Source organism: Desulfonatronovibrio magnus (assembly GCF_000934755.1).
Lineage (GTDB): Bacteria > Desulfobacterota > Desulfovibrionia > Desulfovibrionales > Desulfonatronovibrionaceae > Desulfonatronovibrio > Desulfonatronovibrio magnus.
This window is the reverse complement of record NZ_JYNP01000018.1, coordinates 91,822-109,747: the sequence shown is the minus strand read 5'-3', so window position 1 is coordinate 109,747 and position 17,926 is coordinate 91,822. Positions and strand designations below refer to the sequence as shown.

The 17,926-nt window shown below is 42.7% G+C and carries 16 protein-coding genes and 2 rRNA genes; 7 read left to right on the top strand and 11 right to left on the bottom strand.

Annotated elements, in window-relative coordinates:
• Both LZ23_RS03255 and rrf read left to right on the top strand, forming a co-directional pair.
• Positions 1–169 (top strand): 23S ribosomal RNA (locus tag LZ23_RS03255); the annotation flags it as partial.
• A gap of 39 nt (positions 170–208) precedes the next feature.
• Positions 209–323: ribosomal RNA gene (gene rrf, locus LZ23_RS03250) — 5S ribosomal RNA — on the top strand.
• Positions 324–574: 251 nt separating this feature from the next.
• On the opposite strand, the gene carA is transcribed toward rrf, so the two are convergent.
• The 5 genes from carA to LZ23_RS03225 all read right to left on the bottom strand — a co-directional run bounded on the left by carA (position 575) and on the right by LZ23_RS03225 (position 5,414).
• The gene (gene carA / locus LZ23_RS03245) at positions 575–1,699 is read right to left on the bottom strand and encodes a glutamine-hydrolyzing carbamoyl-phosphate synthase small subunit (protein ID WP_045211538.1); all 1,125 of its coding nucleotides are present in this window, start codon (positions 1,697–1,699) and stop codon (positions 575–577) included.
• A gap of 252 nt (positions 1,700–1,951) precedes the next feature.
• Positions 1,952–2,689, bottom strand: a complete 738-nt coding sequence (gene kdsB / locus LZ23_RS03240; RefSeq protein ID WP_045211536.1) for a 3-deoxy-manno-octulosonate cytidylyltransferase — start codon at positions 2,687–2,689, stop codon at positions 1,952–1,954.
• A gap of 1 nt (position 2,690) precedes the next feature.
• The gene (locus LZ23_RS03235; RefSeq protein WP_052507073.1) at positions 2,691–3,938 is read right to left on the bottom strand and encodes a 3-deoxy-D-manno-octulosonic acid transferase; all 1,248 of its coding nucleotides are present in this window, start codon (positions 3,936–3,938) and stop codon (positions 2,691–2,693) included.
• On the bottom strand, positions 3,935–4,858 hold the full coding sequence (locus LZ23_RS03230) for a D-alanine--D-alanine ligase family protein (RefSeq protein WP_045211535.1): 924 nt from the start codon (positions 4,856–4,858) through the stop codon (positions 3,935–3,937). The genes LZ23_RS03235 and LZ23_RS03230 overlap by 4 nt, the downstream gene beginning before the upstream one ends.
• Positions 4,824–5,414, bottom strand: a complete 591-nt coding sequence (locus LZ23_RS03225) for an HD domain-containing protein (RefSeq protein ID WP_045211533.1) — start codon at positions 5,412–5,414, stop codon at positions 4,824–4,826. The genes LZ23_RS03230 and LZ23_RS03225 overlap by 35 nt, the downstream gene beginning before the upstream one ends.
• 400 nt (positions 5,415–5,814) lie before the next feature.
• Here LZ23_RS03225 and LZ23_RS03220 point away from each other — a divergent pair, with 400 nt between their 5' ends.
• The 4 genes from LZ23_RS03220 (at position 5,815) to LZ23_RS03200 (ending at position 8,946) form a co-directional block, all read left to right on the top strand.
• A complete protein-coding gene (locus LZ23_RS03220; protein ID WP_045211531.1) occupies positions 5,815–6,045 on the top strand; it encodes a HypC/HybG/HupF family hydrogenase formation chaperone in 231 nt (76 codons plus the stop codon).
• Positions 6,029–7,111 (top strand): hydrogenase formation protein HypD, encoded by a 1,083-nt coding sequence (hypD, locus tag LZ23_RS03215; RefSeq protein WP_198145883.1) that lies wholly within the window; start codon positions 6,029–6,031, stop codon positions 7,109–7,111. Before LZ23_RS03220 ends, hypD begins: the two co-directional genes overlap by 17 nt.
• A 596-nt stretch (positions 7,112–7,707) precedes the next feature.
• Positions 7,708–8,715 carry a hydrogenase expression/formation protein HypE gene (hypE, locus tag LZ23_RS03205; protein ID WP_045211527.1) on the top strand — a complete coding sequence of 336 codons (1,008 nt, stop codon included), beginning with the start codon at positions 7,708–7,710 and terminating at the stop codon, positions 8,713–8,715.
• A 6-nt stretch (positions 8,716–8,721) separates the two neighbouring features.
• Positions 8,722–8,946 (top strand): DUF2905 domain-containing protein, encoded by a 225-nt coding sequence (locus tag LZ23_RS03200; RefSeq protein WP_045211525.1) that lies wholly within the window; start codon positions 8,722–8,724, stop codon positions 8,944–8,946.
• A gap of 395 nt (positions 8,947–9,341) precedes the next feature.
• Here the strand turns inward: LZ23_RS03200 and gltX are convergent, their stop codons facing one another.
• From gltX to LZ23_RS03170, 5 genes are all read right to left on the bottom strand, one after another.
• Positions 9,342–10,730 (bottom strand): glutamate--tRNA ligase, encoded by a 1,389-nt coding sequence (gltX, locus tag LZ23_RS03195; protein ID WP_045211524.1) that lies wholly within the window; start codon positions 10,728–10,730, stop codon positions 9,342–9,344.
• Between the two features lie 74 nt (positions 10,731–10,804).
• Complete coding sequence (locus tag LZ23_RS03190) at positions 10,805–11,029, bottom strand: NifU family protein (protein ID WP_045211522.1); 225 nt, start codon at positions 11,027–11,029, stop codon at positions 10,805–10,807.
• A 657-nt stretch (positions 11,030–11,686) separates the two neighbouring features.
• The gene (locus tag LZ23_RS03185; protein ID WP_045211521.1) at positions 11,687–12,817 is read right to left on the bottom strand and encodes a hybrid sensor histidine kinase/response regulator; all 1,131 of its coding nucleotides are present in this window, start codon (positions 12,815–12,817) and stop codon (positions 11,687–11,689) included.
• Between the two features lie 526 nt (positions 12,818–13,343).
• A complete protein-coding gene (locus LZ23_RS03175; RefSeq protein ID WP_045211518.1) occupies positions 13,344–14,252 on the bottom strand; it encodes a TIGR01777 family oxidoreductase in 909 nt (302 codons plus the stop codon).
• 11 nt (positions 14,253–14,263) lie between these two features.
• Positions 14,264–15,610 (bottom strand): deoxyribodipyrimidine photo-lyase, encoded by a 1,347-nt coding sequence (locus tag LZ23_RS03170; RefSeq protein WP_045211516.1) that lies wholly within the window; start codon positions 15,608–15,610, stop codon positions 14,264–14,266.
• Between the two features lie 39 nt (positions 15,611–15,649).
• Between LZ23_RS03170 and LZ23_RS03165 the strand changes: the two genes are divergently transcribed.
• Positions 15,650–15,883 (top strand): hypothetical protein, encoded by a 234-nt coding sequence (locus LZ23_RS03165; protein WP_045211515.1) that lies wholly within the window; start codon positions 15,650–15,652, stop codon positions 15,881–15,883.
• A 369-nt stretch (positions 15,884–16,252) separates the two neighbouring features.
• On the opposite strand, the gene LZ23_RS22235 is transcribed toward LZ23_RS03165, so the two are convergent.
• Positions 16,253–17,665: a PAS domain-containing sensor histidine kinase gene (locus LZ23_RS22235; RefSeq protein WP_052507072.1), complete on the bottom strand. Its 1,413-nt coding sequence runs from the start codon at positions 17,663–17,665 to the stop codon at positions 16,253–16,255.
• Positions 17,666–17,926: the final 261 nt, after the last annotated feature.

Below are 17,926 nucleotides of genomic sequence, written 5' to 3'. Positions count from 1 at the left end.
TAACCGCTGAAAGCATCTAAGCGGGAAGCCAGCCTCAAGATAAGGTCTCCCTTCATATCTTCGGATGTGACTGAAGGACCCTGGAAGACTACCAGGTAGATAGGCCGGAAGTGTAAGCATGGCGACATGTTCAGCTAACCGGTACTAATAGTCCGTGAGTCTTAACCTAACTATTAAAAAACTTACCCTTATTAACTATACATTTTGTTTCGGTGGCCATGGCGGAGGGGTCACACCCGACTCCATTTCGAACTCGGAAGTTAAGCCCTCCAGCGCCGATGATACTTGGGGGCTACCCCTGGGAAAGTAGGTCGCTGCCGGAACATCTCTTAAATGCCTTAAGGCGCAAAAAAAGGGACTCATATGAGTCCCTTTTTTTGTGTGCTTTGTAGTGAATAAAAATGTTCGTAACAGTTTAGCCCTTTTTAGGAAAGCAGGGGACAGGCACCCCAGTCATTGTTTTTTGTTGAGGTACAAAAACAGACTTAATCAAACAAGGGCTGGGAGAGCCAGTCCCCGTGCAACATGCAAATGGCTAAACTATTACAAATGTTCTATAGTATGATTCAGCTGGTCAGAAGCTTTCGGAACTCAGAAGCTTACGGAACCTTGTAAAGAAATATCTGCTGTCATGTGGTCCAGGGCCTGCTTCAGGGTGATGCTGTACCCCGATTATTGGCTTAGATTTGTGTCTGAACCCTTCTAATGTCTGATCATTAAGATTGATATGTGTTTGCTCTAAAAAATCAAGCTGATCAACTTTAACGCAAAAGCCATGGTTTTGGGAAGATATTTCAATTTTGCCAGTAGCGAGATCTTTAACTGGATGATTCAAACCATGGTGTCCAAACTTCAGCTTGTAACTCTCTCCTCCCAAAGCTAAGCCAAGAAGTTGGTGACCAAGACAAATACCAGCCAGAGGAAACCTATCTGCCAGCCTGGCAATTACCTCAACATTTTCTTTCATGGCTCCTGGATCTCCGGGTCCGTTGGATAAAAAAATCCCGTCCGGGTTAAGAGCACATGCCTCTTCAAAAGAAAAAGATGCAGGGACAACCATCAACTCCAAACCTTCATTTTTAAGAAGTCTGAGAATATTCCACTTTACTCCAAAATCATAAACCAGCACTCTGGCTGCTCCTTCAGGCCAGTCATATGCTCCATTGTTAAGCTTTACAGGTTTTGGACCTTGATCTGTCCAAGCATATGGTTCTTTACAGCTAGCCTGGTTAGCAAGGTTCAATCCCTGCATTTCAGGCATTTCTTTTGCTTTGGACACAAGAGCTGCAGGATCTAATTCATTGGTGGAAATCAGACCTCTCATTGCTCCATGAATTCTGATATGTCTTGTCAGGGCCCTTGTGTCAATCCCTTCAATGCCCATTACATTATGTCTTGAGAGATAATCAGGGAGATTTTCAACGGATCTCCAATTGGAAGGTTGTTTGCAGCATTCTTTAGTAATAAATGCAGCCACCTGTACTTTGGATGATTCAACATCTTCTGGATTGATACCATAGTTTCCAATGAGGGGATAGGTCATGCAGACCATTTGTCCAATATATGAAGGGTCTGTCAAAACTTCCTGATATCCGGTCATACCGGTATTAAATATCACCTCTCCACCTGACTCACCGGACCCTGTAAATGACTCACCCTCGAAAAAGGTTCCGTCTTCAAGTGCTAATATTGCTTTCATAGTCTTCTTCTCCTTAACAATTATTGTAATATTATGTCATACAGCGCCAAGGTCTATGGGACACTCAGCGTTTGTTTCCAGTCTGCAGCCTTGGAAGATCGCTTTTCTGTGGCTCCTGCAACATCTTGAAGAAGCAAATGAAGCCGCAAGAACAAAATGTTTCCAGGCTTGAAGATTTAAACGAGGGGGTGAGTTACTTATCGGTTTATCTCCAGCCCCCGGTTAAGCACTCTAAAGATACAACTGTTTTTTTCAATCATCACTAAGTAATTTAAGTACCTTATCAATATCTTCCGGAGTATCAACTCCCTGGCAGATATGTTCAGTTAAGGCAATTGTAATGGGAATGTCAGCTTCAAGCAGTCGCAGTTGTTCCAGGCTTTCAGCTATTTCAAGTCTGCTTTGTTTCAGTTCGCTGAAAAGTTTAAGGTATTTCATCTTAAAAGCATAGGCTCCAATATGGACATGACAAAACTGCTCATTCTCTGAATATGGTATAATACTCCTGGAAAAGTATAAAGCTTTCATTTTCTGAGAAAAAACTACCTTGACAGTGTTTTTATGTGAAACCTTATTTTTTTGTTCTTTTCTTGCTAGAGTACAGACTTTTATCCGGTTATCTGAAATAAAAGGGTATAGCAGCTGATCAAGCATTTCAGGGGCAAGTGCCGGTTCATCGCCTTGAATGTTTACTACAATAGTATCTTGTGGCAGACTAAGAATTTCGGCTGCTTCCAGCACTCTGTCGGTTCCGCTTTTATGTGCTTTAGATGTCATTATGACTGGAACGTTATTTTCATGGGCAGAATTAAATATTCTATTGTCGTCAGTTGCAAGGTATACTGATTTAAGAAGTCTGCATTGTGTTGCCCGCTTGTAAACGTGCCAGAACATTGGCTTGCCAAGCAGCTCTACCATTGGTTTTCCTGGGAATCGGCTCGACTCATACCTTGCCGGGATGATGCCGGTAAATGTCAGGGATGTGTGCATATTATTGGTTGCTCAGTTTTTGCAATAAAATTTTAGTTCCATGCTTATGTTCTGAAAGATATTCAGCAAAAAGGTCCATAACCATTTTGTTTGAGTATGTTTGGGGTTTTATCAAGTAAGAATACAGTTCGTGAATATCCTTGACCTGATTTACAAGTCCATAATCAAATACTTTTTTTCCAACCCAGTTAAAATTATTCCAGTAAGGCCCAACGCATGGAACGACACCTTGTGAAACTGGCTCGAGAAAATTCTGACCACCGCAAGGTATCAAGCTGCCGCCAACATAAACATTTTCAGCCAGCCCATAAGCGTCAAGCATTTCCCCAAATTTATCCCAGAGGATTACCCTGCAATGACTGTCTGACGATGTAAGGCTTGTTCTTTTAGTCCAGGTGATCTTATTATGCGATAAAAATAAATCCCAATGTTCCAGTCGGGTCATATGTCTTGGGAACAGAGCGATGTCTATCTCGTTATGATTGTTGACAATTTGGTTTATCAGCCATTGAATCAAATGTTCTTCCTGCCTGCGGATGGAGCCAAGAACTATTAATTTCCGGTTTGAACTGAAAAGTGATGATAGACGGTTATGTGCAGACGTTTGAGCCTTGGTCTCTCTTAAAATATCAAATTTAATGTTTGGCATTACAGATACAGCAGAGCTCGGAAAAATCCGGGCAAATCTAAATTTATCAAGCTCTGAAACTGCTGCTATGGTATGGGGATTTAATCTTTCAAGCACACTTGAAATGGACAAATATCTGCAGAAGCTTTTCAGACTCATTCTGGCGTTGCCGATAATTACAGGTATGGATTTTATTTTGCTGAGCCAGAGCAGTCCTGGCCAGATTTCTGTTTCCATGAGCAGGATTTTTTCCGGCTTGATGACATGGAGCGCAGGAATTAAAAAAAAAATCATATCAAAAGGAAAATAGGCAAGACTGACCTGGGGATTAATGTTGTTTTGCAGAGTTTGCATGCCCTGAGCTGTATTGGTGGTAACAAGAATATGCTTTTTCTGATGCTCAGGCATTTTTGATATGAGTTTAACAGCAAGCTTGGCCTCCCCCACTGATGATGCCTGTATCCAGAGCCTGAAAGGACCGGCAGGCATGGATAAGCCAAAGCGCTGCCAGTTGACAGGGCGAAGCCTTTTTACAAAAAACAAAAAGGGTACAGCCATTAGCCAAAGCAGAGAGTAGCAGACAAGAAAAGCAGGCAGTAAAGTAATGGATTTGCTTTTCATGTTTTTTTTGTGTTTGAATTTTTGTCAGAGATAGTTAGAAAAAGAAGCCGGTCAATCAGGTCTTCAAATTCAAGACCTGCTGCAAGAGCTGCCTTGGGTACCAGGCTTGTGGCAGTCATGCCAGGAAGAGTATTGGTTTCTAATATAAAGATATTACCATTTTTATCGCACATAAAATCAGTTCTGCTGTAATGCTTCAGCTTAAGCACCTCATGTGCCTGAAGGGCCAGGGCGCAAATTTTTTTTGAAACCACGTCATCAATGGGAGCAGGGCAAATTTCATGGGCTCCGTCATGGTCATATTTACTGGCATAGTCAAAGTATGTGCTTTTTCGTGGTTTGATGAGTATCGGAGGCAAAGCTTGATTATCCAATACGGCGCAGGTCAGTTCAATGCCATTGATGAAGGCTTCACACAAAACTTCATTGAAATGCTCTGGCAGGGCTGTAAAATAATTCTCGTATTCCTGATCATTATTAATAATTGAAAGGCCTAAGCTGGAGCCTCCGTAATTTGGCTTGGCAATATAGGGATAGTCAAGGTTAATTCGAGGGAGCCTGTCGGTCCGGGTTATCATGGTCCATTTGGGAGTAGGCATGCCATGATTTTTGTAAATCTGTTTGGAAAGGTTCTTGTTTATGGCAATGCATGAGCCAACAATGTCAGAACCTTGATAAGGAAGCCCTGCATCGTTGAGCAATGCCTGAATTGTGCCATCTTCACCTGGACAACCATGCAGATTTATAAAGGCCGCATCACATTTTTTTGCAGCCTCAATCAAGTCTGTAAAGTCCGGTGTCAAGTCGAAGAAAAGCACTTCATGGCCTAAGGATTTCAGGGCATTGTTTATCTGTTTAGCACCGTTCAAAGAGACTTGGCGTTCATCAGACCATCCGCCCGCAATCAAAAGTACGCGCATTTAGATCAATTCCAAAGTTTTGGTTAAAAGAGTTTTGTATGGCAACGGCCTGCTCCCAGGATTTTGTGATGAGACCATTCATTCTTTCGTTAAGTCCATACCGGGAAAAAAGGTCCTGAAATCTTGTTTCAAGAGAAACTATAGTATCATGCTTAACCCGTTTATCGCTGTAAATGAGTACCAGAGGCAAAAAAAATTTGTCAACATCTATCTCTCCAGGCCAGAAAACATGGTGCATCACCCCCTGGGCAATGGCTGGATTGCCTGTGAGTTGCATGACAAGACTTGCGCCAAGCTGGTTATGAAAGCCGCCATGCTCTATGCAGTAAAATTTTCCAATATCATGCAAAAGAGCTGAAGCAACAACAGCCTCTACAGGCACGTGTAGAGTTTTATTCGCTGCATGATAGATATTTTCTGCAATTAAAGCCACCAGTCTGCTATGCTCTCTGATATGCTCAGGGAGTTTAAAATCATTCCAGTACTGGATGCATTTTTCCCTTGCAGGGATTTTCCACCTGGAATCATATGGGAAATATACAGGCTGTAGGAACATGTAGTGATTTGTTATAGTTTAGCTTATTTTAAGGAAAGCAGGGGACTGGTTCTGGAAACAAACAGTTCATTTAGGTTTATCATTACCACTTAAGAGGTAAAAAAGCAAATTCTATTGGATAGTTTCATATTTTTTAAGTATGTTTAAGTCGACTTACCGTTTCAATCAGGATGCAGGCTTTAGCAAAGTGAAAAAGTGTGGTGAACAGTTACTTTTTTCAGGTAAGCTCCTTACTCGGGCGGCCGGTACCGAACCTGCGAGTAACTTGAAATAGCCAGTTTTTCAGCACATCCAAGTGTCTAAACAATTGCGATTTAAAAAATCCGGTTGTTGACCTTTGAGCCAGGGCTGACTATTAATTCATTTTTGTGCACAAATCTTAAATCGCAGGGAGTAACTTATGTGTCTTGCCATACCTATGGAAGTTAAATCCATTGAAGATAATGTGGCCCAGGTCGAAGTTGGGGGAGTCAAAAATCAGGTTCGTCTTGATATCATTGATGAACCTGCCCAGGTGGGAGATTTTGTCATAGTTCATGCCGGATTTGCCCTGAGAAGAATTGATCGGGATGAAGGATTGGAGACGCTTAAGCTCTTTCAGGAGGGACTTGGTCTTGAACTTGTTAAATAAATTCAAGGATCCCAAGCTTTGTCTTAATATACTTGAGCAGGTCAAGCATGAGATTCAGGGGCAGTTCAGGTTCATGGAGGTGTGCGGAACCCACACCGTGGCCATCTTTCAGAGTGGAATCAGAACTCTTCTTCCTGAAAATATTGTACACCTTTCTGGCCCGGGCTGCCCAGTGTGCGTTACTCATGACCGGGAAATAGCAGCTTATCTGGAGCTTGCGGAAAAAAATGTTATTATTGCTACATTTGGTGACCTGATTAAAGTACCAGGTCCTGGAGGCAGGAATCTTAAAATGGCTCAGGCTGAAGGAGCAAGGATTCAGGTTGTTTATTCAGCTTTTGATGCCTTGCAGCTGGCGATGCAGAATCCTCAGGACAAGGTTGTTTTTCTGGGAGTGGGTTTTGAAACCACAGCACCTACAGTAGCTGCAACCGTCAAAATGGCTAAAGAAAAAGATCTGGATAATTTTTCAGTATTGTCTTTTCACAAGCTTGTACCTCCAGCACTCAAGGCCCTGGCTTCGGATAAGGACATTCAGGTAGACGGTTTGCTGCTTCCAGGCCATGTTTCTACAGTAATCGGGCTTGATCCATATCTTTTTCTAACTGATGAGTACAACATGCCTGCTGTGATAGGTGGGTTTGAGCCCTTAGATATCCTTCAGGCGATTTTGATAATGATCAGACAGAAAAGCCAGGGACATGCTTCTGTTATCAATAATTACAAAAGAGTTGTGAATGATGCAGGCAATCTCAGGGCGTTGCAAGTTATGCGTGAAGTTTTTGAAACTTCAGACGCTATGTGGCGAGGCCTCGGGGTGATTCCTGAGAGCGGTCTTGCACTGAGAAAAGATTTTGAGAATTTTAACGCTTTTATAGTTCACGAACAGGATTTGCCTGATGTTAAAAATGTTCCGGGGTGTAAATGCGGAGATGTACTAAAAGGATTGATTTCTCCGGATAAATGCCCTCTTTTTGGTATTAGATGTACTCCTGCTTCACCTGTCGGACCGTGCATGGTGTCCACTGAAGGCTCATGTGCAGCCTATCACAAGTATAGCATTTAAGTAAGATTTCAGGCCTTTTCATGTGGCATAATGAGACAGTTAAAACATCGATTGATGTTCCAGCTGGTCCAGGAGTGTCTGCGTCCGTTTTGCTCTTTAAATGCTCCTCACTCGGGCGGTCCGGGACCGAACCTGTGAGTAACTGTCTTTAAAGTGGAGCCTGCATCCTGCAGGCTATTAAAGCCCAGGCGGCTGGAAGCCGCCACCACATTGAAGAACAGTCCCATATTTGGAAATTGGGACAGTCCCCGCGAGGTGCTGCAAACAAGACTGATGCTGCATTGGTTCTTGGAAGAAATTTGCCTTAATGAAAACATTTACGCAGCGAGGGACAGTCCCCCTCCGGGCTGTAAGCCTCCGGGCAGGAAGCTGTGCCAGGCGTAAAGCTCTCATCTTTGACGGAATTTTTCAGGCAAATGTGCATCATTCATAAGCAAAAATCGTAAAAATGTGAAAAATGTAAAAAATGTAAAAAATTTAACCGTCAGATTTTATTAGCAAAACGATTGTAGTTACTTAGAAGGGCTAATCTATTTTGGAATTGAATGTTTTGTAGCTGTCTCTTTAAACAAAAATATTATTGAAGGAAAAATATAATGTCTGAAAAGCTGCTTCTGGACTATGGTAGTGGAGGCAAGGCCTCGCAGCGATTGATCAAGGATCTTTTTGTAAAGCATCTCGGTAACCCTATTCTAAACAGACTGGATGACGCAGTTCTTTTAATCGGCTTAAAGCAACCACTGTCCATGAGTACAGATACTTTTACCGTTGATCCTGTTTTCTTTCCTGGAGGAAACATTGGTTCTCTCGCTGTTCATGGTACAGTCAATGATGTGGCCATGTTGGGGGCAGTTCCTGAGTACTTGAGTTGCGCCTTTATTCTTGAAGAAGGTCTTTCAATGAGTGATCTGGAGGAAATCGTCCGGTCCATGGCTCAAGCTGCAACTAATGCCGGAGTAAAAATTGTAACCGGTGATACCAAGGTTGTGCCAAGAGGAGCTGTGGATAAAATATTCATCAATACTACCGGATTGGGTACCATTATAGCCGACCCCCCTCCTTCAGGCTCCAGAGCCTGTTCTGGAGATGCAATACTGGTCAGCGGGACCATTGGCGATCATGGACTGGCCATTCTCTCTCATCGCCAGGGAATTGCCTTTGAAACCGATATTCTCAGTGATTCTCAAAATTTGAATCATCTGATTGTCAGACTTGTCCAGGAGGTTGGTGATATTCATGTTTTGCGCGACCCTACAAGGGGAGGACTGGCCACAACCCTGAATGAAATTGCCCAGCAGTCAGATGTCGAGATTGTCATCGAGCAGGAGGCGATCCCTGTCAGGGAGGAGGTTGAAGGCGGATGTTCCTTTCTGGGACTTGATCCCCTTTACCTGGCAAATGAAGGCAAAATGATCTGTATTCTACCTGATGAACTTGCAGCCAAGGCACTGGAGGTTATGAAAAGCGATCCTGCAGGAAGTGATGCCGCTATAATTGGTTATGTCAAGGATGAGAGAAAAGGTAAGGTTGTGCTTAAAACTCCTCTCGGTGGACACAGGCTGTTAGATATGCTGGAAGGCGAACAATTACCCAGAATCTGTTAAAGCAAGATGAACGATTTATCAGGTATTGGCAAAGCCATCATTCTTGCTGGAATTGTTTTGATTATTCTTGGCACGGCCATTCTATTTAAAGACAAGTTGCCCTTTGGTATTGGCCGCCTTCCTGGTGATTTTTTTATTGAGAAAGACAATTTCAAGTTTTATTTTCCCCTTGGAACCTGCATTGCTATCAGTATTATTTTGACTCTTATCCTGTCTTTATGGCGAAAATGACTGTATTCACAAAGTGGTAGCAGTTTAGTGTTTTCTCTTGAAACCCTGTCATAAAAAACAAGAAAATTAGAACCGCAAAGGTGCCCCGGTTGAATGCTTTTCAGGTTTGCTCTGCGAGCAATTCAACTGAGCAGGCAAAGGACTCAAAGTTAAAGACAATAAAGAAGATATTTTTTTGAGAACCGGGCATCGGTTTTCAAAAAGGTTGCCTTTTCTTTTGCCGCCTGCCTTGTTAAACAGACGTAGTCTCCGTCGAGGACGGGTTTAACTGGGTTCCCCGGCAAATGAAAAAACTTCTTTCTTCCTTTGCGCCCTTTGCGTCTTGAGTGAGTCCTCGAACGGGCGGTTAAAATATCTTTTTTGGGTTGTGAGCACAGCCAGCATTAGATCTTTTCTTACCTCTGAAGTTGTAAAGCAATATTCAGCCTGTTAAGAACTCTTTCCCTGCCCAGCACCTCCATTGTTTCAAAAAGCCCGGGGCTGGCGGTTTTGCCGGTGATGGCAACCCTTAATGGCTGGGCTATGACCTTGAATTTGATATTTTCTTGCTGAATATAATCTGCTAATTCCTGTTCTAAGCCCTTTTGATCAAAGCTCTCAACATTTTCAAGTCGCTCAAGGATATTTTTCAAATGTGTTCTGGTTTCCTCAGTGATAAACTTATTTACTGCCTTTTGATCATACTTCAAACTGTTGTCAGGCAATAGAAAAAAGTCGGACATCTCAGCCATCTCTTTCATGGTCCCAGCCCTTGGCTGCAAAAGAGGGATTATTTTTTCTAAATAAGTCATCTCAGGTTTTTCAAAGTGAATATGGTCCTTGAGAATAATAGACAGCCTTTCAGGATCAGTCTCCTTGATATAATGAGAGTTAAGCCATGTCAGCTTGTCCATGTCAAAGACGCAAGCTGATGAGCCCAGATTTTCAAGAGTAAATTTTTGTATCAGATCTTCTCTTGAAAAGATCTCTTCGTCTTTGAAAGACCAGCCAAGCCTGACCAGATAGTTTATCATGGCTTCAGGTAAAAACCCCATTTCTTTGTAAGCCATGACTGAGAGGGCTCCGTGGCGCTTGGAAAGTTTTTTCTTGTCCGGACCCAGTATCATAGGCACATGCCCGAAAATGGGTGGGTCAATCTCCAGAGCCTGATAAATATGCAGTTGTTTCGGGGTGTTGTTCACATGATCATCACCCCTTAAGATATGAGTGATACCCATTTCGATATCATCAACCACTACAGCCAGGTTGTAGGTTGGGGTCTTGTCCTTTCTTTGTATAACAAAATCATCCAACTCCTGATTGTTAAATGAAATGGGGCCTTTTACCTGATCATTGAAAAGTGTCTGTCCTGAAATTGGAGCCTTGATACGAACAACTGTTTCATGGCTCCTGCTCAGTCCCTTTTCCCGGCATTTTCCATTGTATTTCGGCTTGAGGCCCTTTTGTCTGGCCTGCTCTCGCATAGCCTCCACTTCATCCGGGCTGCAATTGCAGAAATAGGCATTGCCTTTTTCAACCAGCCGTTCAATGTAGCTTAAGTACATATCTTTTCTTAAACTCTGAAAATAAGGTCCTTCATCACAGTCCAGACCAAGCCACTCCATGGCATCTATGATGGCTTGCGTCATTTCCGGTGTTGACCTTTGCTCATCTGTATCTTCCACCCGAAGAATAAACCGGCCATTGTTTTTTCTGGCAAAAAGCCAATTGAAAAGAGCAGTTCTGGCACCACCTATATGCAAAAAACCTGTGGGACTGGGAGCAAATCTTGTTGCAATCCTCATGGGAATACCTTTAAAATAATGGCGGATAATGACTTGTCCGCATGCTTAGTAGGTTATGGCAGGAAAAGCTGGGTTTACTCAGCAGGTTCTACGCCTTTAATTGCAGGGATTTCCTTAAGAAGTAAACGTTCTATTCCATTTTTCAGTGTCATCTGAGACATGGGACAACCTTTACATGCACCTGTCAGACGTACTTTGACAATACCCTGTTCGCTGACATCTACGAGCTCCACATCTCCACCATCAGCCTGAAGCGATGGCCTGATTTTATCAAGAACTTCCTGTACTTTTTCTTTCATTGCGGTTCCTCCTGGAATGAAGTCTGGGTTTTGAAATAGTTTACATAATTAAATGCTGATAAATTTTAACATTCAAGGCAATAAGCTTCTAAGTAACTAAAACCAAATTACCAACAAAATCAGACGTTTATAATTTTCACAATTTTAAGATTTTTACATATGATTGATTCTCAATTACCAGAAAAGTTCCGTCAAAGATGAGAGCTTTACGCCTGGCACAGGGACTGTCCCTCGCTGTGTAAATTTTATCATTTAAGCAAATTTCTTCCAGGAACCAATGCAGCATCAATCTTTTTTAAAGTACCTCGCGGGGACTGTCCCAATTTTCAGAAAAGTGACAGATTCGTAAAGTTACTCGCAGGTTCGTTCCCGGGCCGCCCGGGTGAAGAGCTTACAAGCAACTGGAATCATATTGGCAATAATATCAAATACTTACAAGTTTCAGTATATTTGCTCTTGTTCCCAGGCTCCAGCCTGGGAACACCTCTTTTTTTGTGGCTTCAGCCACATTTTGAAGAAGCGGCTGGAGCCGAAAGAGCAAGACGTCCCCAGGCTGGAGCCTGGGAACGAGGGGTGTAAGTTACTCCCAAGTTCGGCTCCGGGCGTGCCCGAGTGAAGCGCTTACAACTGTCAAGTCAAGGGACAGACTATTACATCCTAAACGGCTTGCTTGTCAAAATCTGTTTTGGGTTTATTGGGGAATTTAACTGTTATGGTGGTCTGGCCTGGAACAGAGGAGTCCAGTTTAATGGTTCCCATCAGGGCTTCAGCAATGATCTTTGCTGAATAGGTGCCAAGCCCGGTGCCATGCTTTTTGCCCTCAGTTACGTACTTGTTAAAAAATCTGGTACGGATGGATTCAGGCACTTCACCCAGGTTTTGAATGGAGATTGTTACATCATTGCCGGGAGTGATGCTGATAAGAACATCTGATTCGTGCGGGGAGGCCTCTAAGGCATTCTTATGCAGGTTCATGAGCATGGATGAACAAAGGATTTCTTCGGTCATGACTATAAGGGGGGATTCAGGTAATTGCTCAGAACCTTCAATGAGCAGTCTGGTCTTTATTTTTTTGGGTTTGGCAACTGCCTGACTTTCTGAAATAATATTTTTAACTAATTTTATCAGATCTACAGGCTGGTAATTTACTGCATAGTTTTTTATCTCAATTTTAAGCAAAATAAGTGACATTTCCACCATATTAAGCATTCGCAGTGCTGATTCCTCCATAAGCTGCAGAAAAACTCTCTGTTCCTCAGTCAGGTTGTCATCCAAAAGAATGGCTCTTGGTGAGCTGAGAATGCTGGTGATGGATGATTTGAGATCATGCCTCATAATATGTTCAACATCTTCTCTGACTCTGGCTGCTTCAATAAGCTCCTGGTTCTGAACTTCAAGCTTTTTTCTGGCATGTGCCAGTGCGATATGAGTTTTGACACGGGCTTGCAAAATGGAAGCATTAATGGGTTTGGTTATGTAGTCCACAGCCCCAAGTTTGAGTCCGGCAGTTTCATCTTCAGGACAGTCTTTTCCGGTTAGAAAAACTACAGGAATATGCATTGTTTCATCATCGCCCTTTAATTGTCGACATACCTCGAAGCCATTCATTTCAGGCATCAGTATATCAAGCAGGATAAGATCGGGTTGTGCCGAGGCAGCAATCTCCAAGGCTTTAATACCGTTGGTGGCAAACAGTATTTCGTATTCCTCTTCAAATATTCCTGCTACAAGTTCAATGATGTTGGCGTCATCGTCTACAATTAGTATTCTGGCCTGGTCTTGGGCCATGCTTAGTCTCCATAGTAAAGTTATAAAAATGCCTAATGCGGGCTGTGCCCACAACCCAAGTTTGAACAGGGACAGTTTCGTTGAGGCGTTGACTGATTCTGCAGGCTGCAGGCTGAAGAATCAGGATCTTGGGCATTATTTCTCATATCAAAGTAAAAAATTTTCGTAACAGTTTAGCCATTTGCATGTGGCACGGCTTCCTGCCCGGAGGCATACAGCCCGGAGGGGGACTGGCTCTCCCAGCCCTTGTTTTATTAAGTCTGTGTTTTACATTAACAAAAAACAAGGGCTGGGGTGCCTGTCCCCTGCTTTCCTTAGAAAAGGGCTAAACTATTACAAATTTTCTTGTTTTTTGCTACAGGATTGAGGCGGTAAGTTACTAAGACGGAATATGTCCACAATCTGAGTAATCTGCTGGCTCACTAAATACAATCTGGAAATGCCCAGTCGGTTTCTGAGCTTTCCACGCAGCAGTGAGGGCTTGTTTCCAATTATCAGCCTGATGGTTGTAATCTCCACTAAGAGTCTATTGCCAGTCAGCCATTATACCGGCTAATGCTGAATCTATATCCGGATATTTGAAATCAAATCCTGATTCCTGCAGAACCCTGGGCACACATCTTTGTCCGGTAAGCAGCATATCGGCCACTTCTCCGTATAGTAATTTTAATCCAAAACCGGGTACAGTGAAAAAAGCAGGCCTTCTAAGTGTTTTAGCCAGCGCTGCAGTAAACTCTGAATTGGTTATCGGTTCAGGTGCGCATACGTTAATAGCTCCTTTAATCCTGGCATTGGAACTGACAAAGTGCATGGCCCTTACAAGGTCAAAGATATGAACCCAGGAAAACCATTGGCTTCCAGATCCAAGCTTGCCTCCAAGGCCAAGTTTGAAAATAGTGAGCATTTGTTTTAACGCGCCTCCATTGGGGCCAAGCACAGCTGGAAATCTGGTTACCACAACCCTGTGCCCAAAATTTTCAGCCCCCATGGCTGCTTCCTGCCACTGTACAGCAACATCGGAAAGAAAATCACTGCCGGGCCCGGCATGATCATCAATTAGCTGATCCTTTCTCGGACCAAAGTACCCAACTGCGTTGGCGCAGACAAAGGTTTTGGGAGAACTGTCCTTGATGGCCGATATGGCGTTGACAGTGGAGTCAACTCTGGATGACAGGATGAGCTGCTTGGTTTTTTCTGTCCAGTTGGTCATGACCGGAGAGCCAGTGAGATTAATGACCACCTGTATATCATCAGAAATATTCTGCCATGGGCCGGGTTTAAGTGGATCTCCCAGCACCAGCGTCAAGTTGGGAGATTTGATTTTTAACTTAGATTTGTCTCTGACTAACGCTGTCACCTTGTCTCCCTGACTCACAAGATGCTTAACAAGATGGTTGCCGACAAAGCCTGTACCGCCAAGTATGAAATAGTTCATTATTGCCTCACTCAATTGGTCCATTTTTTAATGTATGAGTCTACATCAAATTTTCTTTTGCATCCATTATAATTCATATATCTTATTGTGCCAAAAACAGGCCGTTCTTTCCATGGACGATCGTGCAGGCCTCCTGTTGACCACAAAATGCCAGTATAACCATTGGGATCGCGTCCATCAAGCTCATACTTATCATTTAGGTAAATACTCCACTCTATCGCCTGTTCAGGACATTCAGTCCATTCTAAAATTTTTTTGGCCCAGTACATGCGCATATAGCCATGCATTTTTCCCTGAAGACGCATTTCCATTTGGGCTGCATTCCATAAAGGGTCATGGGTTTGTGCCTGCTCAAAATTCTCAAGACTGTAAATGTACTCCCGGGAATCGCCGCGGTGTTTATTAAGAGTTTTCTTCCCCCAGTCCGGTATGCCTTCAAAGTTATCGTAGTTATCATTATAATAGCAGAAATTGTCTGAAAGTTCTTTGCGCACAATGAGCTCTTCAAGAAAAGCGTCACGAGCATCAATATCAGTTGTTAAATTTTCTTTCACGCGCAAGGCAATAGTCTGGCTGCATATCTGTCCAAAATGCAGATATGGAGAAAGGTTGGACAGGGCATTTTCATTGGGATCATTTCTTTTCAAGTGATAGTGGTTTAGATCATGGGTTATAAATTTATCAAGAATTTTCAGCGCCTTATTCCAACCAGGAAGAATCCAGTCAACAGGCCTGATATCCCTGTCCAATTTTATTTCCTGCAAAATTCTGTCAGTGCTGATGGCTGATAATGTTGTTTTTTCAGGCCATGGTAAAATTTCTGGAAAGGGCTCAAGAAATTCATCAAGCAGGGAATGTATCTTGGGGCGTATGGTTCGAGCAGCATATTCCTGTTTTGCAGAAGTAATCCAGCAGGGAACAATATTGTGTGCGTCCACAATGTGCACATCCAGGTTGATTTGATCAACAACTTCCCTTTGCCAATCTTTTTTGATTTTCAAGGGATCGAAGTCCATGATTAGAGTTGAGGCCTTATGAGTATTGATATAATCAGGAATGACTTCACCGGGATGTCCATGAATGATATCTAAAGGTATATTTAATTCATGGGCCACATCAATGCATTCCGCCAATCCTTTGAGCATGAAATCGTATTGTCTTAAGCATGCGTTAAGAAAATTTGGGGAAATACAGAAAACTATGCGGGGCCTGGAGTTATGACGTAAAGCCAGATCCAGGGTATGGACAAGGGCCCAGTTATGAAAGATTCTCTGATCTCTGCTCATCCAATAAACAACAGGTCCTTTTTTAAGGCTGCCGGATTTTAGTACTTTAATTCTTTTGGTGTTTACGGTCATGACTTGCTGTTTTCTTGGGTTTGTGATAAATGTATAGATATGCTTACAATCAAGTGCTCAGGATGTAAACGAAAGCTTTGGAAGTATAAAAAAATTGGACCCGGCGAGGTGCTGCGCTGTCATAAGCGCAGGATGACCAGAAAATTTGAATTTGATATCAGGGACTCAAAGCTGTACTGCTTGTGTGGGCAGACAATAGGTATTGACAAGGGCAGTTTTTACAAAATGATTGCCAAATCATTTACCTATTCAGGAACCAAAGACAATAGTTGAATTGTCAAAACAGTTTAGTAACTTACCGTTTCAATCCTGTAGAAAAAAACAAGAAAGTTTTTTAACCTTGAAAGAGCAATAATGCCCAGGAACCTTATTCTTCAGCCTTTAGTCTTCAGTCTGAAAAGAACGGTTATCGCCCCAACTTAACGATCCTTGTTTAAATTGGGTTGCGGGTACAATCAGCGTTAGACCCTTTTTTTGAAAATCAAACGTTATGCACTCCGGGTACCAGTTAAGCATCCACCAGTGTTTTAAACGTTTCATTTGTGAGGCAGGTGGGTCCCGGGAGAGCCGGGTCCCCTCCGGGCTGTATGCCTCCGGGCAGGAAACCGTGCCACATGCAAAGGTGACAATTGTCAAGAAACATCAGGCTTCAGATTTTTCTTCCTGCGGGCAATTTTTGAGAAAGCTCAGTGTAAAGTCAACAACTGTTCCTTTCTGAGGTTTACTCTGGATATCTATGTCCCCACCCATCAGTTTGATGAGGTTGCTGGAAAGGGACAGTCCCATACCTATGCCGCCATACTTCCTGGTATAGCTTCCATCCACCTGAGTAAACGGTTCAAATACCTGTTTAATGAGGTCCTGGGGAATTCCGACTCCAGTATCGAAAATACTGAACTTCAAGGTTATATGCAAGTCATCTGATGCAGCAAGGTTGACTTTAAGATTGATATTGCCGTTCTCGGTAAATTTTACAGAATTACCCAGCAGATTGAAAATGACTTGTCGAAGTCTGGCCTCATCTCCGCAAATGTAAGCAGGTATATCAGGATCTATCTCAATGGTATGATGAAGGCTTTTCTGGTTGATTACAGACTGGAAAGCATCAAAAACATGGCTTACTGCCTTGCGCAACTCAAAAAACTTATTTTTGATTGTAAAGCTTTCCTGGTGAGTGCTGGAAAACTCTAAGATATCGTTTAAAATTTTCAGTATTCCCGTCCCTGAAGTTTTGGCCATCTCTACCATTTCCATAAGGTCAGAATCAATATCAGATGTTTCAAGAACCTGAATGGTGCCCATAATGCCATTAAGGGGCGTTCTCAGTTCATGACTCATATTGGCCAGAAATTCGCTTTTGGCACGGGTGGCAGACTGGGCTGCATCTCTATGCTGTATTAACTCAGTTTCAATCTCTTTGCGTTTTTTGACTTCTTGTCTTAGTTGGGTATTGATTTGCTCAAGTTCTGTATTTAGTTGTTTCTGTGCTTCCAATGACTGCTGCAGTTCTGTAATGTCTTCCATAACTGAGAAACAGCGCAAAGGTTCACCCTGGTTATGTTCAAAGGCGATACTGGTAACCTTAACCAGAATCTCCTGATTACTTCTGCTTTTGAGTTTAAGAAGGGTATTTTGTGGTTTTCGGGACTGTAATGTTTTTTTTCTGTGATCGATAAAAGTTTTCTGGTAATTGGTGTCAAGGAAAAGCATAAAAGGTTTGTTGATTAGTTTGTCCTGGGTTTGATGAAGAATTTTTGAGCCAAAATTGTTGACATCAATAATAATGCCTTTTTCGTCAAAAACAAAGTATCCTACAGGAGCAAGGTCAAACAGTCTAAAGTATTCATTTCTCGATTTTTCCAGGTCCCTTTGCTTGGCCTCCAGTTCATCTTTTTGCATGGTCAGTTCAACCTGATGCACATTAAGTTCATGAATAACTTCATGTATACTGGTGAAGTCAATATCTTCACCGGTTTTCAGATTGTTGATTCTGGATTCTGCTTTCTGGCGCAGTTCCTGAAGCAAATGATTTTTTCTGCTTGCTTTGTTTTTCATAAACTTTCCGCTGAACAACCCGGCAAAGAAACTAAAAATAATTGGTGTTTTGTAAAAAGTTGTGGTCAGGCATCCCAAACTTTGAACAGTTCAGTGTATCTGTTTAGCGCTTTTAAGGAAAGCAGGGGACAGGCACTCAGGGACCCACTTGAACATTATTTTGTGCTTAAAATATCTCATTTTTTGGGACAAGTGGGTCCCGGAAGAGCCAGTCCCCCTCCGGGCTGTATGCCTCCGGGCAGGAAGCCATGCCACATGCAA